Source organism: Stenotrophomonas maltophilia, assembly GCF_001274595.1.
Lineage (GTDB): Bacteria > Pseudomonadota > Gammaproteobacteria > Xanthomonadales > Xanthomonadaceae > Stenotrophomonas > Stenotrophomonas forensis.
Map to the genome: position 1 here is coordinate 2,269,358 of NZ_CP011010.1, position 15,332 is coordinate 2,284,689.

At 67.8% G+C, this 15,332-nt stretch carries 15 protein-coding genes; 5 read left to right on the forward strand and 10 right to left on the reverse strand.

The genetic code is table 11. The features are described from left to right. Positions 1 to 35: 35 nt before the first annotated feature. The 3 genes from flgM to VN11_RS10510 all read left to right on the forward strand — a co-directional run bounded on the left by flgM (position 36) and on the right by VN11_RS10510 (position 1,988). Positions 36 to 341 carry a flagellar biosynthesis anti-sigma factor FlgM gene (gene flgM / locus VN11_RS10500; protein WP_053449686.1) on the forward strand — a complete coding sequence of 102 codons (306 nt, stop codon included), beginning with the start codon at positions 36 to 38 and terminating at the stop codon, positions 339 to 341. Further along, on the forward strand, positions 338 to 676 hold the full coding sequence (locus tag VN11_RS10505) for a flagellar protein FlgN (RefSeq protein WP_006366325.1): 339 nt from the start codon (positions 338 to 340) through the stop codon (positions 674 to 676). The genes flgM and VN11_RS10505 overlap by 4 nt, the downstream gene beginning before the upstream one ends. Before the next feature lie 91 nt (positions 677 to 767). Continuing rightward, positions 768 to 1,988, forward strand: coding sequence for an ATP-binding protein (locus tag VN11_RS10510; protein ID WP_006444180.1), 1,221 nt, complete (start codon positions 768 to 770; stop codon positions 1,986 to 1,988). 86 nt (positions 1,989 to 2,074) lie between these two features. Here the strand turns inward: VN11_RS10510 and VN11_RS10515 are convergent, their stop codons facing one another. Together VN11_RS10515 and VN11_RS10520 are read right to left on the reverse strand one after the other, a co-directional pair. Then, the gene (locus VN11_RS10515) at positions 2,075 to 3,847 is read right to left on the reverse strand and encodes an EAL domain-containing protein (RefSeq protein WP_008265945.1); all 1,773 of its coding nucleotides are present in this window, start codon (positions 3,845 to 3,847) and stop codon (positions 2,075 to 2,077) included. Between the two features lie 4 nt (positions 3,848 to 3,851). Continuing rightward, a complete protein-coding gene (locus VN11_RS10520; protein ID WP_053449687.1) occupies positions 3,852 to 5,954 on the reverse strand; it encodes a PAS domain-containing sensor histidine kinase in 2,103 nt (700 codons plus the stop codon). A 131-nt stretch (positions 5,955 to 6,085) separates the two neighbouring features. Here VN11_RS10520 and VN11_RS10525 point away from each other — a divergent pair, with 131 nt between their 5' ends. Further along, on the forward strand, positions 6,086 to 8,845 hold the full coding sequence (locus VN11_RS10525) for a bifunctional diguanylate cyclase/phosphodiesterase (protein ID WP_053449688.1): 2,760 nt from the start codon (positions 6,086 to 6,088) through the stop codon (positions 8,843 to 8,845). Between the two features lie 130 nt (positions 8,846 to 8,975). Here the strand turns inward: VN11_RS10525 and VN11_RS10530 are convergent, their stop codons facing one another. The 7 genes from VN11_RS10530 to VN11_RS10560 form a co-directional block, all read right to left on the reverse strand. Next, positions 8,976 to 9,164 carry a hypothetical protein gene (locus tag VN11_RS10530; RefSeq protein WP_148564963.1) on the reverse strand — a complete coding sequence of 63 codons (189 nt, stop codon included), beginning with the start codon at positions 9,162 to 9,164 and terminating at the stop codon, positions 8,976 to 8,978. A gap of 179 nt (positions 9,165 to 9,343) precedes the next feature. After that, positions 9,344 to 9,652 carry a hypothetical protein gene (locus tag VN11_RS10535; RefSeq protein ID WP_238581872.1) on the reverse strand — a complete coding sequence of 103 codons (309 nt, stop codon included), beginning with the start codon at positions 9,650 to 9,652 and terminating at the stop codon, positions 9,344 to 9,346. A gap of 5 nt (positions 9,653 to 9,657) precedes the next feature. Then, entirely contained in the window at positions 9,658 to 10,848 is a 1,191-nt protein-coding gene (locus VN11_RS10540; protein ID WP_049446363.1) for a methyl-accepting chemotaxis protein, read from the reverse strand. A 162-nt stretch (positions 10,849 to 11,010) separates the two neighbouring features. Next, a complete protein-coding gene (gene hflD / locus VN11_RS10545; protein ID WP_008267693.1) occupies positions 11,011 to 11,625 on the reverse strand; it encodes a high frequency lysogenization protein HflD in 615 nt (204 codons plus the stop codon). Continuing rightward, a complete protein-coding gene (gene mnmA, locus VN11_RS10550) occupies positions 11,622 to 12,764 on the reverse strand; it encodes a tRNA 2-thiouridine(34) synthase MnmA (RefSeq protein ID WP_053449691.1) in 1,143 nt (380 codons plus the stop codon). The genes hflD and mnmA overlap by 4 nt, the downstream gene beginning before the upstream one ends. Further along, the gene (locus VN11_RS10555) at positions 12,761 to 13,222 is read right to left on the reverse strand and encodes an NUDIX hydrolase (RefSeq protein WP_053449692.1); all 462 of its coding nucleotides are present in this window, start codon (positions 13,220 to 13,222) and stop codon (positions 12,761 to 12,763) included. The genes mnmA and VN11_RS10555 overlap by 4 nt, the downstream gene beginning before the upstream one ends. A gap of 1 nt (position 13,223) precedes the next feature. Beyond that, positions 13,224 to 13,697, reverse strand: coding sequence for a hypothetical protein (locus VN11_RS10560; protein ID WP_040007777.1), 474 nt, complete (start codon positions 13,695 to 13,697; stop codon positions 13,224 to 13,226). A gap of 112 nt (positions 13,698 to 13,809) precedes the next feature. On the opposite strand from VN11_RS10560, the gene clpS reads away from it, so the two are divergent. Further along, the gene (gene clpS, locus VN11_RS10565) at positions 13,810 to 14,136 is read left to right on the forward strand and encodes an ATP-dependent Clp protease adapter ClpS (protein ID WP_006444529.1); all 327 of its coding nucleotides are present in this window, start codon (positions 13,810 to 13,812) and stop codon (positions 14,134 to 14,136) included. Positions 14,137 to 14,385: 249 nt separating this feature from the next. On the opposite strand, the gene VN11_RS10570 is transcribed toward clpS, so the two are convergent. Then, entirely contained in the window at positions 14,386 to 15,198 is an 813-nt protein-coding gene (locus tag VN11_RS10570; RefSeq protein WP_053449693.1) for an APH(6) family putative aminoglycoside O-phosphotransferase, read from the reverse strand. Between the last annotated feature and the right edge of the window lie 134 nt (positions 15,199 to 15,332).

The window sequence follows — 15,332 nt, forward strand, 5'->3', positions numbered from 1 at the left end:
GTTATCCCTTGTGAACGGCAACTCCAGGACACCCCATGAGCCAGAAAATCGACGGCAACCTGCAGGTCCCCCAGGCACTGCGCAGCGTGACGACCCCGGCCAGCAAGCCCGGCGTCAGCAGCGATTCGCCGGCGCGCCCGGTCGAGGCCGCCGACAGCCTGCGCCTGACCGGCGAGGCCACCAATCTGCAGGCCATCGAGCGTGAGCTGACCACCGCCCCGGCGATCGACGCCCAGCGCGTGGCCGCCGTGCGCGAGTCGCTGCAGAACGGCACCTACAAGATCAATCCGGACGCGATCGCTTCGCGCATGCTCAATCTGGACCAGCAGCTGCAGGGATGACCGCAGCGATGAGCGAGCCGCTGCAGCGTCTCGCCCAGGCCCTGGACGTTGAGCGCCAGGCCCTGGTCGAGCACGACGTGCACGCCCTGATCCGTGCCACCGGCGCCAAGCTGGAAGCACTGCGTGCGCTGGAAGGCGCACCGCCGGTCGGCGAGGGCGAACAGCTGCAGGAACTGGCCGAACGCAACCGGGCCAACGGTGTGCTGCTGTCGCGCCGCCGCCGTGAGGTCAACTGGGCGCTGCGCCAGCTGGGCCGTACCGAAGACGCCTCGGCCTACGACGCCAAGGGCCAGTCGCACACGGTCACCGCCCGCCGCCCCCTCGCCGTCGCCTGACGCGACGGCGATCGCACACCCCCTCTCCGCGGGCTGAAGCCCGCCGCGTGACCGCGTATATTGGGCGCCTGTTCGAACGCCCCGAGTTGCCGTGTCCGCTGCCAACGCCCTGGTTACCGCCCCCCTTCCGCCGCAGCCGGTGCTGCAGGCGCTGCTTGAGCGCCTGCGCGAAGGCCTGCTGCTGTTCACCGAAGACGGGCAGGTGGCCCTGGCCAATCCGGCCGCGCAGAACCTGCTGGCCAACGGCGAAGACGGCGCATTGCCGCCGCCGCAGCGCCTGCGTGAACTGTTGCCGCCCGATGCGCTGGAGCAGGCGCGCCAGCATGGTCACTGGAACGGCAGCCTGCCGCTGGGCGAGGGCGTGGTCATCGCCCACCTGTACCACCACGGCCCGGTCGGCGAAGGGCACTTCCTGGCCCTGTTCCGCCACATCGAAGGGCAGGAAGACTACGAACGCGAGCTGCAGCAGCGCCACGCCGAACTGCGCCAGGCCTACCTGCGCCTCAACGGCACCCAGGAAAAGCTGCTGCAATCGGAGAAGATGGCCTCGATCGGCCAGCTCGCCGCCGGTGTGGCGCACGAGATCAACAACCCGATCGGTTACGTGCACTCCAACCTGGGCAGCCTGCAGGAATACCTGCGCAGCCTGTTCACCGTGATCGAGGCCTACGAGCGCGCCCTGCGTGCGCCGGACCCGAAGGCGTTGATTCCGGAGATCGACGATATCCGTGACCGCCTCGACATCGACTTCATCAGCCGCGACCTGCCGCAGCTGATGGCCGAATCACGCGAGGGCATCGAGCGGGTCACCCGCATCGTGCGCGACCTGAAGGACTTCTCGTACTCCGGTCGCGATGAGTCGTGGAAGCTGGTCGACCTGCACGCGGGCCTGGAATCGACCATCAACATCATCTGGAACGAGCTCAAGTACAAGGTCACCCTGGTGCGCGAGTTCGGCCAGCTGCCGCTGGTGGAGTGCCTGCCGTCGGAACTGAACCAGGTCTACATGAACCTGCTGCTCAACGCCGGCCATGCCATCGCCGAGCGCGGCACCATCACCGTGCGTACCGGCGTCGATGGCGATCATGTGTGGGTCGAGTTCGAAGACACCGGCGGCGGTATCTCGCCGGAACTGCGCCAGCGCATCTTCGATCCGTTCTTCACCACCAAGCCGGTGGGCAGTGGCACCGGGCTGGGCCTGTCGATCTCCTACAGCATCATCAACAAGCACCACGGCCGCATCGACCTGGACAGTACCCCGGGCGTCGGCTCGCGCTTCCGCGTGGTGCTGCCGGTGAAGCAGCCGCGATAAGGCGATTCTGTAGAGTCGAGCCATGCTCGACTGCTCTTTGCGGGGCCCCAAGTGGAGTCGAGCATGGCTCGACTCTACAAAGCCGGTTACCGCTGCGGGCGATCCTCGCCACCTTCGCCGGTTTCAACCGGCGCTGGCCCGGCGTTGCTGCGGCGCTGTTCCTCGTAGGTGCGGAATGCCTGGTGGATGTGCTTGCGCAACTCGTCGTCGTTCCACGGCTTGGTCAGGAAACGGTAGATCGCGCCGCGGTTGATCGCGTCGGTCACCGTGTTCAGATCGGTGTAGCCGGACAGCACCAGGCGGATCGTATCCGGGTACAGCATCTTCACCCGGCCGAGGAATTCGGTACCGCTCATGTCGCTCATGCGCTGGTCGGACAGGATCACCTGCACGTCGTTGATCGCCAGCAGGTCGAACGCATCGCGCACGTTGCCGGCGGCGAGGATGCGATAGCCGTCGCGGCGGAACAGCCGCACCAGCGAGCGCAGCACGTTCTCTTCGTCGTCCAGCAGCAGCAGGGTGCGGTCGGGGCGGGTCTCGGCGAACGCCTCCGGGCGCAGGTAACGGCGGCGCAGGGTCATGCCGGCGGCATCGGCCGACATCGGTTCGCCGAACAGGTAGCCCTGGAACACATCGCAGTCGTTGCGGCGCAGGAAACCCAGCTGCGCCTGTGACTCGACGCCATTGGCGATCACGGTCATACCCAGCTGGTGGCCCATGGCGATGATCGCGCGGGCGATGGCGGCCTCGCGGTTGCCGGCCGGCGCGCTCTTGATGAAGCTGCGGTCGATCTTCAGCTTGTCTACCGGGTAGCGCACCAGCGCGCTCAGGCTGGAATCACCGGTGCCGAAGTTGTCCAGGCTCAGGCTGATGCCTTCATTGCGCAGGTTGGCCAGTGTCTCGTGCACGAAATTGACGTTGTTGGTCAGTGCGCTTTCGTTGATCTCCAGCGTCAGCATGTGCGCCGGAACACCGGCAGCCTGCATCAGCGACATCACCTCGGCGAAGAAGTTCGGCCGCAGCAGCTGCAGGGTGGAGACGTTCACCGCGATGGTGAAGTCATCGAAGCCCTGGTCGCGCCACATGCGCGCCTGCTTCAACGCGCCTTCCAGCACCCACGTGCCGATCTGCACGATGATCCCCAGCCGCTCGGCGGTACGCATGAAGCGCTCGGGCACCAGCATGCCCAGCGTGGGCGACTGCCAGCGCAGCAGCGCCTCCATGCCCACCACGTGGCCGTCGCGGGCGCTGACCAGCGGCTGGTAGCGCAGCTTCAGCTCGCCGTTGGGAATCGCATCGACGATCTGCCGCGCGATGATGCTCTCGCTGTGCGCGCTGGGCGGGGTATCCACCGCGTGGATGCGCACCGCGTTGCCGCCTTCGCGCGCGGCCTGGTACAGCGCGTCTTCGGCGTGGTCAAGCAGGCGCGAAGTGCTGCTGGCATGTTCGGGGCACAGACTCACGCCCAGCTTGCCGGTCATGAACAGCGTGTACGGCAGCACCGACAGCGGCAGCTCCATCTGCTGCCGGATCTCCTCGGCGAAGTCTTCCGGTAGCGGCACGTCGGCGGTGCGCGGTACCGCGATCAGGAATTCGTCGCTGCCGTGGCGCCACAACTTGCCACGCCCGCGCAGGTAGGACTGCAGGCGCTGCGCCACCAGCACCAGGGCCTGGTCGCCCACTTCCGCGCTCATGTTCTCGTTCACCGAGGCGAAGTGGTCGATGTCCACATGCATCAGCATCAGCGCGGTACCGCCCGAAGCCGCGTCGGCGACCATCGCCTGCAGCTCGGGATTGCCGGCGCCAAGGCGGTCGGGTGCATCGTCGATGCTGACCGGGGGCAGGTTGGGATTCCACATAGGCTCAGTATTCCGGTGACTCGACGGCGGCCATGCCGGCCGCCTGGTAGGGGAGGTGGACGTCGACGAGGGTGCCTTCGCCATGCGCGGACTCGATCCGTACATGGCCACCGACACTCTGCGCGCGCTCGCGCATCACGATCAGGCCAAGCCCGCGCGGTCCATCCGGGTCGAAACCTTCGCCGTCATCGCGGATCTGCAGATGCAGCCCGCGTTGCCCGACGTCACGCAGCTGCAGCTGCACCTGGCTGGCGCGCGCATGGCGCAGCACGTTGGTCAGGCTCTCCTGCGCGATGCGGAAGCAGGCCTGTTCGATGCTGTTGTCCGGACGATGCGGCAGCGGCTCGATCTCGGCCAGCAGTTCCACCGGCGAGGACCGGAACAGCACGCGTGCCTGCCAGCTCAGCGCGGCCTCCAGCCCCAGTGCGTCCAGCTGCGGCGGGCGCAGCAGGGTGGAGATATCGCGCAGCTTGGCCACGGTGGTGTCGGCCAGGCTGACGATCTGCGCCAGGTCCTCGGCGCGACGCTGCGGGTCATCCTCGTCCTGCGCCGCATAGGCCGACAGCTTGATCGCGGTGATCGCCTGGCCGATGTCGTCGTGCAGGTCGCGCGAGATCGCGCGGCGCTCGTCTTCCTGCAGCGAGAACAGGCGGCCGGCCATCGCCTGCAGCTCGCGGTTGCTGGTTTCCAGTGCGCTGCGGGTGCGCTCGGAATCGCTGAGGTCGCGCACGATCAACAGCTTGCAGTCGCGGCCGCCATAGCGCACTTCACCCACCGCCAGCCCGGCATGGAAGCTGCGGCCGTCGGCGCGCTGCATCGCCACCACGCTGCTGTGTCCGGGGCCCAGGTGCGGCTGCCCGGCGCGCAGCTGGCTGCGCACCCGCGCCAGGTCACCTGCAGCGACCAGCGCTGACAGCGGCTCGCCCAGCAGGGTGTGGCTGCCATAGCCGAACAGGCTGGCGGCCCACGCATTGGCGTACAGCACGTGCTCGTCGGACAGAATCACCACGCCATCGGGCAACACCCGCACCAGCTCGCGGAACTGCTCCTCGCGCTCGCGCAGCAGGCGCCGCGATTGCTCGCGCTCGGTCACGTCCTGCAGGGTGCCCAGCACGCGGCTGCGGCCGGACTCATCAATGCCACTGGCGGCGCGCAGGTGCACCATCAATGCACGGCCGTCCATCGACAGCAATGGCAGCAGCACGTCCACCTGCACCGGGTCGCCGGAGCACAGCTCGGACAGCAGCTGTTCGGTCTGGGTGGCGGTGGCCGGGTCGGCCGGCACCAGCAGTTCGTCGAAACGGTGCCAGCGGCGCGCCTCGGGCGGGCGGCGGCCGAGCAGGCGATAGACCTGGTTGGAGTAGCGGCCCAGGGCCGTGGAGGGATCCAGTTCCCATGCACCGATGCGGGCCAGCTCGTGCGCCTCTTCCACCCGCGCCAGTGCCTGGTCACGGCGCAGCTGGGCCAGGTCCTCGGCGGTGCGGTCGATGGCGATCAGCAGGCGGGCATTGTGGCCGTCGTAGCTGATCGCATTGGAACGCAGTTCCATCTGCCGCAGGCTGCCGTCACGCAACTGCAGCTGCGTGCGCAGGATGCACAGTTCCTCCGGCGCCTCGCGGATCGCTTCCAGCTTGGTCTGCAGGGCCTGGTCCTGGCCTGGCGGCCACAGCGCATCGATGGTCTGCTCCAGCAATTCGTCGCGTTCCCAGCCGAAGGTCACGCAGGCGGCAGGGTTGGCATCGAGGATGGCCAGCGTATCCAGGTCGTAGACCAGGATCGGGCCGGGATTGCCCTCGAACATCTGCCGCAGCCGCAGTTCCGACGCCTGCTGCCGGGCATGGGTCTGCAGCACGTGCTCGGCCAGCGGGCGCAACAGCAGGTACAGCAGCCCGGCGCTGGCCAGGGCGAAGAATGCACCCTTCAGGCCCTGCCACAGCGCGGCCTGCTGCGGGTCGGGCACCAGTGCCTGCACCGCGCCGTCGGTCGCTATCATCCAGGCCAGCGCCATCACCAGGTAGCTCAGCACCACCCGCCGCCGGTCGCGGCTCAGCGCCTGCGCCATCCGCGGGTCGGAAACAGGGGCCTTGCCGGTAGGGTCTGCGGGCATGGATGGGAGGGATGAAAGGGGCGCCGGCCATCTTACCGCGCGGGTGTGCCCTGACCACTCAATTATCCGCCGCAGGCGCCGTTAACCACTGCGTGCCCCGCTGACGGGCGTGTCATCCGGAGCAAGATCGCGTGGACCAAGGGATCATCGCCAGCCTGCTGCAGCACCCGCTTGCGTCGGCGCTGGTCATCGTCGACCGTACGGGACGCCCGTTGGCGGCCAATCCGGCTGCGCGCGAGCATGGCCTGCCGGCCACTGTGGCCGCCTATGCGCCGATGCTGGAAGATCTGCGCCTGATGGCCGCCGATGGCGGCATCGTGGCCTGTACGCTGCCCGGCGGCCCGCGCGGTCACTACGACGGCCACCTGCGCGCCGTGCACGATGGCGCCGGCAACCTGCTGGCGTTCACGCTGAGCGTTCCCGAGCCAACGCCGATCGATGGCGGCGGGCGCTGGGAGCTGGCGCTGGACAGTGCCGGCCACAGCCTGTGGGATTGGGATATTCCCAGTGACCGCGTGGCGCGAACCCCGGCGCTCGGCGATGAGACCGCCACCGAGATGTTGTCACGCGTCCACAGCGAGGACATCGGCCAGGTGCGTGCGGCACTGGACCAGCATCTGCGCGGGCACAGCGAGCAGTACAGCGCGCAGTTCCGCTTCCGCCAGGCCGATGGCCAGTGGCGCTGGGTCCTGGACCGGGGGCGCGTGGTCGCGCGTACGGCCGATGGCCAGCCGCTGCGCATGGTCGGCACGCATACCGATATCGAGCAGCAGAAGCAGCTGGAATCGCTGCTGCAGGAACAGCAGCTGCACCTGAGCGAGGCGCAGCGCATCGCCAGCATGGGCAGCTGGTCGTTTGATCCGACCACCGGTCATTTCTGGTGGTCGCCGGAACTGCGCTCGCTGCTGGCGCTGGAGCAGGGCGCCGTGCCCGGCCAGCGGCGCTGGCTCAAGCAGTTACACCCGCGCTCGCGCGGCGCCCTGCGCGCGGCCTGGCGGCGGTTGTGGCGCGATGGTCGCGCCGCCAACCTCGAGCTGGAGCTGACCCGCGGCAACGAGCCCTCGCAGCACCTGCGGCTGTGGATGCAGCCGCTGATGGACATGGAGGGGCAGCCCAAGCGACTGCTCGGCCAGGTCCAGAACATCACCGAACAGCACCAGACCGATGCGCTGATCCGTTGGCGCACCGAACTGCTGAACCGCGTTTCCGCACTGGGCCGCATCGGCGGCTGCGAGATCGAGGTGCAGACCCGGCACATGCAGTGGACCGAGGAGTGCTATCGCATCCACGGCCTGCGCAAGGAGCCCATCACCCTCGACCAGGCGCTGGCGCTGTACACCGAGGATTCGCGCAGCGCCTTCGAGGCGGCGTTGGTGCGGATCGCCAATGGCGGGCTGCCCGAGCAGCTGGACCTGTGCTTCTACCGCCAGTCCGGCCTGCGTGTCTGGGTGCAGGTGCTGGTCGAGCTGGACCGCCGGGATGGGCTGCCGCCGCGCTTCGTGGTGCTGTTCCGTGACATCACCCGCGAGCGCGAAGCCAACGAGCGCATCGAGCTGCTGGCGCATTACGACCTGCTCACCGGCCTACCAAACCGTGTGCTGCTCGGCGAGCAGACCGCCGAAGCCATCGAGGAAGCGCGCGACCGCGGCACCTCGCTGGCAATGCTGTTCATCGATCTGGACGGCTTCAAGACCATCAACGACAGCTTCGGTCACGCCACTGGCGATGCGCTGCTGAAGGCGGCGGCCACCCGGTTGCACCAGAACCTGCGTAACAACGATCTGTTCGGGCGTTTCAGCGGTGATGAGTTCATCGTCGTGCTGCGCGACCTGGCCGAGCCGGAAGACGCCGGCCACGTGGCACGCAAGCTGATTGCCTCGCTGGCCGAGCCGCTGCGCCGTGGCGAGACCACGTTGAAGGTGGGTGCCAGCGTCGGCATTGCGATGCTGGGTGATGCACAGACCGACTTCGATTCGCTGCTGCGCGCGGCCGACGCCGCGATGTACGCGGCCAAGGAAGCCGGGCGCAACACCTACCAGTACTACAGCCAGGACGCACTGGCCCGGATCCAGCGCAAGCTTGAACTGGAGCATGCGCTGCACGGCGCCATCGAGCGCGAAGAGTTCAGCCTGGCCTATCAGCCGCTGCTGCACGCGCACCAGGGCGAACCGCCGGCGATCGAGGCGCTGCTGCGCTGGCATCGTCCGGGCATCGGCTATTGCAGCCCGGCCGAGTTCATCCCCATTGCCGAAAAATGCGGCGAGATCGTGCGCATCGGCGACTGGGTGCTGAACGAGGCCTGCCGGCAGGCGACAGCCTGGGACCACGCTGGCCTGCGTTTCGATCGCATCGCAGTCAATGTGTCGGCGGTGCAGCTGCGTGACCGTGGTTTCGCCGAGCGTGTGATCGAAATCTGCCACGCACACGGCTGGCCGCCGCAACGGCTGGAGCTGGAACTGACCGAGTCGGCGCTGATCCGTGACACCGACATCCTGCGCCACTGCTTCGACGTGCTGGAACGGCATGGCGTGCCCCTGGCGGTGGACGACTTCGGCACCGGCTTCTCCAACCTCAACTACCTCAACCGTTTCCCGGTGGGGCGCCTGAAGATCGACCGCAGCTTCGTGCAGGGCATGCTGCATGACTCGGGCACGGCCGAAGTGACCCAGGCCATCGTGCATCTGGGCCACGCGCTGGGCATGAAGGTGGTGGCCGAAGGCGTGGAAACGCACCAGGAAGAAGACATGCTGCGCCGCCAGGGCTGCGACGAGATCCAGGGCTACCTGTACTCGCGCCCGCTCAGCCCGCGTGACCTGGCGCAGTGGCTGCGCCAGCAGCACCCGTCACCGATGCGCACCGACGCCAGCGGCGAAGTGGTGCTGGTGCGCTGACCGCATCTGGACTGGCTCTGGTGGGTGCCGACCTTGGTCGGCACTGACGCCTGCATGCGCAATCATCCACGCATGGCGTGGATCTACTTCACGCATCGGCCTTGGTCGGCACGGATGCCCGCGCTCGCGATCATCCCCGCATCAGAATCCCGCTCTGGTAGGCGCCGACCTTGGTCGGCACGGATGCCTGCATGCGCGAACATCCACACATCAGAATCCCGCTCTGGTGGGTGCCGACCTTGGTCGGCACGGATGCCTGCGCCCGCGAACATCCACGCATCAGAATCCCGCTCTGGTAGGTGCCGACCTTGGTCGGCACTGATGCCTGCACGCGCGATCATCCACGCATCAGAATCCCGCTCTGGTGGGTGCCGACCTTGGTCGGCACGGATGCCTGCGCTCGCGAACATCCACGCATCAGAATCCCGCTCTGGTAGGTGCCGACCTTGGTCGGCACTGATGCCTGCACGCGCGATCATCCACGCATGGCGTGTATCTCTATCTCAAGGCTTCCCCATCCAGGCCCAGGTCCCACGCCAGGCCCAGCAGCTCGTTGTCCGCACGGGTCGGGGCAGGGCGCGCATCGGCCAGTTGCTGAAGCTCGCGTATCTCCTCGCGGGCGACGTCCTCCAGCTGTTGCAGCTGCTCACGCACGCTCGCGTTGCGCGGGCGCTCGGTGTCGGTGAGGGAGGGCAGGGCGCGGATCAGGGTCATGGTGCGCGTACAGGATGCATCCAACGGCGGGTCACAGGCAAAGGCCCCGGACGAACCGGGGCCTTTCGGGCTGCCGGTGGCGGCAGCGGACATCAGGATCAGAACAGCTCGACGGTACCGGCGCCCATGCTCTGCTGGGCAACCGGCTTGTGCGGCGGGCGCTCCCATTCGCTACGCAGTTCGCGCAGGCGGCTGCCAGTGCGCTGCAGGGCGGTGGCGATCTCTTCGTCGAACACGCCGCCATTGCGGTGCAGCAGCTCCTGCAGGGCCACCGCTTCGCGGTTGATCGCGGTCAGTCGGTCCAGGTGGGTGTGCACGCCGCCCAGCGCCTGGGTGGCGATGTCTTCGAACTGCAGGGCGCGCACGGCCTCGGCCACGCTGCCATCGATCGAACGGGCACACTCGGAGACTTCGCGCATGCCGTCGCCCAGCGAGGCGTTGATCTGAGCGACGTTGTCGAGCATGGCCGCCGCTTCCTGGCGCGCTTCACGGGAGCGGTCCATATCGCGCGAGGCCATGTGCGAGACCGTCTCGCGCACCTTGGCGATGGCGTCCTTGGAGCTGTGCGCCAGCTTGCGGATCTGCTCGTTGAACGTGGTCGAGCGCTCGGACAGGTTGCGCACCTCGTCGGCGACCACGGCGAAGCCACGACCGGCTTCACCGGCACGCGCGGCTTCAATGGCAGCGTTCAGGGCCAGCAGGTTGGTCTGGTCAGCGATCGACTTGACGTCTTCCAGCAGCGCGAAGATGCCATCCAGGTGCTGCGCCATCTGGTCGATGTGCTGCACGGTGGTACTGCTCTGGCCGCTGACCTGCTCCAGCGCCTCCACCAGCTGCTCCATGCGATGGCTGGCGTGCTGGGCAAAGCGGGCAACGTCGAGACCGGCGCTGCCTTCATCACCGGCGCGGTCAACGATGCGCGACAGGGCCTGGCTCTGCTGGCGCGACTTGCGGTTCATCGCATCGAAGCTGCCGCCCAGGCTGGAAACGGCCTGGCGGATCAGGTCACGGGCACGTTCCACTTCGCCGCGCGAACCGTCGATCTCGTTGCCGACGAAGTTGCGCAGTTCGGTCAGCAGCTGGTCCTGCTCACGCAGCACACGGGCGTGTTCCGGGGAACGGTGCGCCTGGGCGCGGGTGGTCCACCACGCAAAGCCGAGCCAGCTCAGCGTCATCGTGGTCAGGATCGCCCAGCGCAGGGCGGCCGGCCATTCGAAACCGATGGCGAAGGGGAGCAGCAGGGTCAGAGCCAGGGGGGCGGCCAGACGGATGAAAATGCGTGAGTACATGGACGTTCTCGGGAGGTGCACGGAGGATGTATCGGCCGTACCCCCTTTCTCTTTAACGTCGATGTGCCCTGAAGTGCATTCTGAATGCGCCGGTTTTCCGGCGCCTGGCGCGTCGTTGCGTTGCGCGCTCGCCGGGCGATGCCCGGCGAATGTGCGTGAAGGTCAGGCCAGCTGACGGTCCACGGCCTCGATCATCGCCTTGCGGCTGAACAGGAAGTCCCAGTAGCTGCCGCCCAGCTGCCGCCACAGCACCGCCGAGCGTACCGCGGCCAGCAGCAGGGCGCGGATTTCGGCGACCACGCCGGCCTGGCCCAGGTAGTGAGGGTTGCCCTGCACCATCACCCGCGGTTTCAGGTGGCTGATGGTGTCGGCATACAGGCCGCCCAGGTTGGCCAGCACGTCCGGGTGGCCGCTGTCGCCCAGTTCGGTGGCCTGGCGCTGGGCGCGCTCGATGCCCGAGGCAACCTTGTTCACGGTCGCCCCGTCCTGCACGAAGCGCCGCTCCAGCTGCAGCACCGACAGCGCCAGCTTGGGCAGGATCGGGTCCTGGCCCTGGCTGCGGAAGTAGTTGTGCAGCAGGCGCAGGCCCGCCTTCAGCGCGTCGCGGTCACCGAACACCTCCTGCGGCGAGGACGCGTCGACGCGGAACACGCTGTCCACAGCGGTGCGCACGGCGGCGGCGTCGGAATGGCCGGTATCGGCGATGCGGCGTACCTGCTGCAGGGCCTGGGCAATGCCGGCCAGGGCCAGGACGCGGTCGTCGACGGTGAAACTCATGCAGCGATTACCTCAAAAGGAGAAGGGGTGGTGCGCAGGCGCTGTTCCAGCGGTGCGTCGGTGGCGGCGATCACCGCGCCACCCAGGCACACATCACCGTCATACAGCACCAGCGACTGGCCGGGGGTGACGGCGCGTTGCGGGCGGGCGAAGCTGACCAGCACGCTGCCATCGTCCAGCACTTCGACCGTACACGGCTCGTCGGGCTGGCGGTAGCGGGTCTGTGCGGTGCATTCGAAGCGCCGCGCCGGCGGCGAGCCGGCAATCCAGTGCGCGGTCTCCGAGCGCAGGCGGTCAGACAGCATCCATCGGCTGTCGCGGTCCTGGTCCACGTACAGCACGTTGCTGGCCACGTCCTTGCCGACCACGTACCACGGCGCGGCCGGACGGCCGCGTACGCCGCCGATGTTCAGGCCTTCGCGCTGGCCCAGGGTGAAATAGAACACGCCCGGGTGTTCGGCGATCACGCTGCCGTCGGCCGGGTCGAGGATCTGGCCTGGCTTGGCCGGCAGGTAACGGCCGAGGAACTCGCGGAAGTCGCGCTCACCGATGAAGCAGATGCCGGTGGAGTCCTTCTTGGCGTGGGTCGGCAGGCCGACGTCGCGCGCGATCCGGCGCAGGTCGCTCTTTTCAAGATCGCCGATCGGGAACAGCGTGGCCGCCAGCTGCTGCTGGCCGAGCTGGTGCAGGAAGTAGCTCTGGTCCTTGGAGCGGTCGGCGCCACGGAGCAGCAGCCACTGGCCGCCGCGCTGGGTCACCCGCGCGTAGTGGCCGGTGGCGATGCGCTCGGCACCCAGTTCGCGGGCCGCGTCCAGGAAGTGCTTGAACTTCACTTCGCGGTTGCACAGCACGTCCGGGTTCGGGGTGCGGCCGGCGGCGTACTCGGCCAGGAAGTGCTCGAACACGCCCTGCCAGTACTCGCTGGAGAAATCGCGGAAGTGGAACGGAATGCCGAGCAGGCCGCAGACCGCCACCGCATCGCGGCGGTCATCTTCGGCGCGGCAGTCGCCGCTGCCGTCGTCGGCCCAGTTCTGCATGAACAGGCCGGCTACGGCTTCGCCCTGTTGTACCAGGCGCCAGGCGGCGACCGAGGAATCGACGCCACCGGAGACGCCCACCATCACCCGCGGAGTGCTCATGCGACCTCCCTGACCAGCGAAAGGGGATGGCGCTGGCCACCCAGGAAATCAGCCACCACCTGCCAGACCAACGGGCTGCGCAGGCGTTCGCCAGCGGACTGCAGCTCGGCCGGGGTCAGCCACAGCGCGCGGTCGATGCCGGTGTCCAGCGGCTGCGCCGGGTCATGCGAGAGCGGGCGTGCCGCATAGCAGAAGCGCAGGAAGGCGGTGCCGTCGCCGGCGGTCCACTGGTAGCAGCCGATGAAATGGGTCAGCTGTACCGTCCAGCCGGTTTCCTCGCGGGTCTCGCGCAGGGCCGCCTCGGCCAGGCTTTCGCCCGGCTCGAGGTGGCCGGCGGGCTGGTTCAGCACCTGCCGGCCCTCGATGGTCTCTTCGACCAGCAGCACGCGGCCGCCGTCGACCACGACGGTGGCGACGGTGGCGTGCGGTGCCCAGCGCGGGTCCGGCGTGGCGTTCACCTCAGAATTCGTCCTTCTTGGTCAGTTCCAGCTCCATCGCGTCGGCGGTGCGGATGGCCGCATCGATGGCGTCGCTGAGCTGGTCGGCGCTGGCATCGGCGTCGATCTTCACCACGAACATGGCGGTGGTGTCCTGCTTCACCCAGCCGCCCATCTTGGCATCCTGCGAATCCTCCAGCAGGCGGTTGGCCACGGCCACCGGGAACTGCTTGGTCTTGGCGATGTAGGCCGGCGACCAGATCTCGCGGATGTTGTGGGTACCGAAATCTTCCACCGACGAACGCACATAGACCATCTGCGTGCGGTCACCCTCGACGTCGAAGACCATGCGGTAATCGCCGTCCTCGTCCACCTCATAGGTGTAACCCAGCTTGTCCAGGTGGCGGGCCACGGCCTTGTCGGCCTCGGTCGCGGCGGCGGCAGAGCCGGCGGCGGCCAGGCCGATCAGCAGGGCAGGCAGAAGGGTCCTTTTCATGAAGATCCTGTGAAGCAGATTTGAAAGAAGCTGCAATTGTGACGGTGGGCGTCCGTGCCGTCCAATCCGCGGCAGGCCGACGCAGGCCGGGCGCAACCTCTATAATGGGTGGATGCCCCATGAGTCTTCCCCCGATTCCCATCACGAGCACGGCGTTGCCGTGGAGCCCGCGCGCCCGGAAGTGGCGCCGCCGCCGTTCTACCAGGTGATGCTGCTCAACGACGACTACACCCCGATGGATTTCGTGGTGGACGTGCTGCAGCAGTTCTTCAGCATGGACCTGGACAAGGCCACGCAGGTGATGCTGCACGTGCATACCCGTGGCCGCGGCGTGTGCGGGGTGTTCACCCGCGAAGTGGCCGAGACCAAGGTCGCCCAGGTCAACGAGTACTCGCGGATGAACCAGCATCCGTTGCTGTGCACGATGGAAAAGGCCTGACCGGCTACTGATTCTCGTCCGGGCACATTGATTCCGGACCCGTTGTGCCCACCAAGGTGGGCACCTACCAGGTGCAGGCCTGTATCGATCCCGGACGGGGCGTGCCCACCAAGGTGGGCACCTGCCAGGGCGCAGGCCTGTTTCGATCCCTGACGGGGCGTGCCCACCAAGGTGGGCACCTGCCAGGGCACGGGCCTGTATCGATCCCGGATGGGGGGGGCACCAGGGTGGGCACCTGCCAAGCGCGGTTCACCCTTCCGCCAGTTCCTCCAGCGCCATCCGCGCCACTGCCTCGTCCACGTCCGCGGGGTCGCCGTCATCGCGGAACCATACCGCCGACAGCCCCATGCTGGCTGCGATCCAGCGCAGCAGGCGCGCCCGTTCCAGGCCGGCCAGCGTGCTCACCTGTTCCAGCCGGACGGCAAACCGCTCCGGGCGCGTGGCCACATGGATACCCGGGCCGCACAGGTCCGGGTTGCTGAACAGCGTCGTGTAATCAAAGGCCCGGTCGCCCAGCAGCCGCTTCGGGTCGATCGCCAGCCAGCCGCGCGGGCCGAAATCCAGCGCGTTGTCGTGGTGCAGGTCACCGTGCAGGGGCCGGATCTCCTGTTCGTCCTGCAGCAGCTCCTCCGCCATTGACCTGCACTGTTCCAATAATGGCGGTAGCGCAGCCCTTGGCTGCAGCAGGTCGGCGAACCATGTACGCAGGCAGACCAGTTCCGCTGGCGGCGCGCTCCGTGGCCGGTGCAGCTGCTGCAGGACCTGGCACAGGATCGTGGTGCAGGCGTCATCGTTGCCGTCGATCGAGCGTTGCCGCAGCGAGTCGCCGCATGCGCGTTCGATCAGGATCGCCGGCCCCTCGTGGGCCAGCAGGCGGGCGGCGCCGTCACCGTCCCACCAGCGCAGCAGGCGATGGCTGTTCTGCTCCTCGGTTTCGCTGCTGACCTTCAGCATCGCCGGCTCGCCGGCGGCGGTCAGCACCGGCCAGAGCTGGGCATGGGGCGTCTTGATGGATGCGCCATCACGCCGCAATCGCCAGCGGCTCAGGTAGGGTTCGCTCATGCTGGGCGGGCTGTCCTGGAGTGAATGAAGATCAAGCAATGTCTACTGCTAACGCCATCTGAACGCAGCAATCCGCTAGGGTGATGGAAAACGAGTAGTCAGGCCGCATATTGTCCCCATCTGCCGCCGGAGTA

Excerpts from the sequence above, each read along its gene's own strand:
- clpS (WP_006444529.1), top strand. The coding sequence starts at position 13,810 with ATGCCCCATGAGTCTTCCCCCGATTCCCATCACGAGCACGGCGTTGCC.
- VN11_RS10535 (WP_238581872.1), bottom strand. The coding sequence starts at position 9,652 with ATGTCCGCTGCCGCCACCGGCAGCCCGAAAGGCCCCGGTTCGTCCGGG.
- VN11_RS10540 (WP_049446363.1), bottom strand. The coding sequence starts at position 10,848 with ATGTACTCACGCATTTTCATCCGTCTGGCCGCCCCCCTGGCTCTGACC.
- flgM (WP_053449686.1), top strand. The coding sequence starts at position 36 with ATGAGCCAGAAAATCGACGGCAACCTGCAGGTCCCCCAGGCACTGCGC.
- VN11_RS10570 (WP_053449693.1), bottom strand. The coding sequence starts at position 15,198 with ATGAGCGAACCCTACCTGAGCCGCTGGCGATTGCGGCGTGATGGCGCA.
- VN11_RS10560 (WP_040007777.1), bottom strand. The coding sequence starts at position 13,697 with ATGAAAAGGACCCTTCTGCCTGCCCTGCTGATCGGCCTGGCCGCCGCC.
- mnmA (WP_053449691.1), bottom strand. The coding sequence starts at position 12,764 with ATGAGCACTCCGCGGGTGATGGTGGGCGTCTCCGGTGGCGTCGATTCC.
- hflD (WP_008267693.1), bottom strand. The coding sequence starts at position 11,625 with ATGAGTTTCACCGTCGACGACCGCGTCCTGGCCCTGGCCGGCATTGCC.
- VN11_RS10520 (WP_053449687.1), bottom strand. The coding sequence starts at position 5,954 with ATGCCCGCAGACCCTACCGGCAAGGCCCCTGTTTCCGACCCGCGGATG.
- VN11_RS10515 (WP_008265945.1), bottom strand. The coding sequence starts at position 3,847 with ATGTGGAATCCCAACCTGCCCCCGGTCAGCATCGACGATGCACCCGAC.
- VN11_RS10505 (WP_006366325.1), top strand. The coding sequence starts at position 338 with ATGACCGCAGCGATGAGCGAGCCGCTGCAGCGTCTCGCCCAGGCCCTG.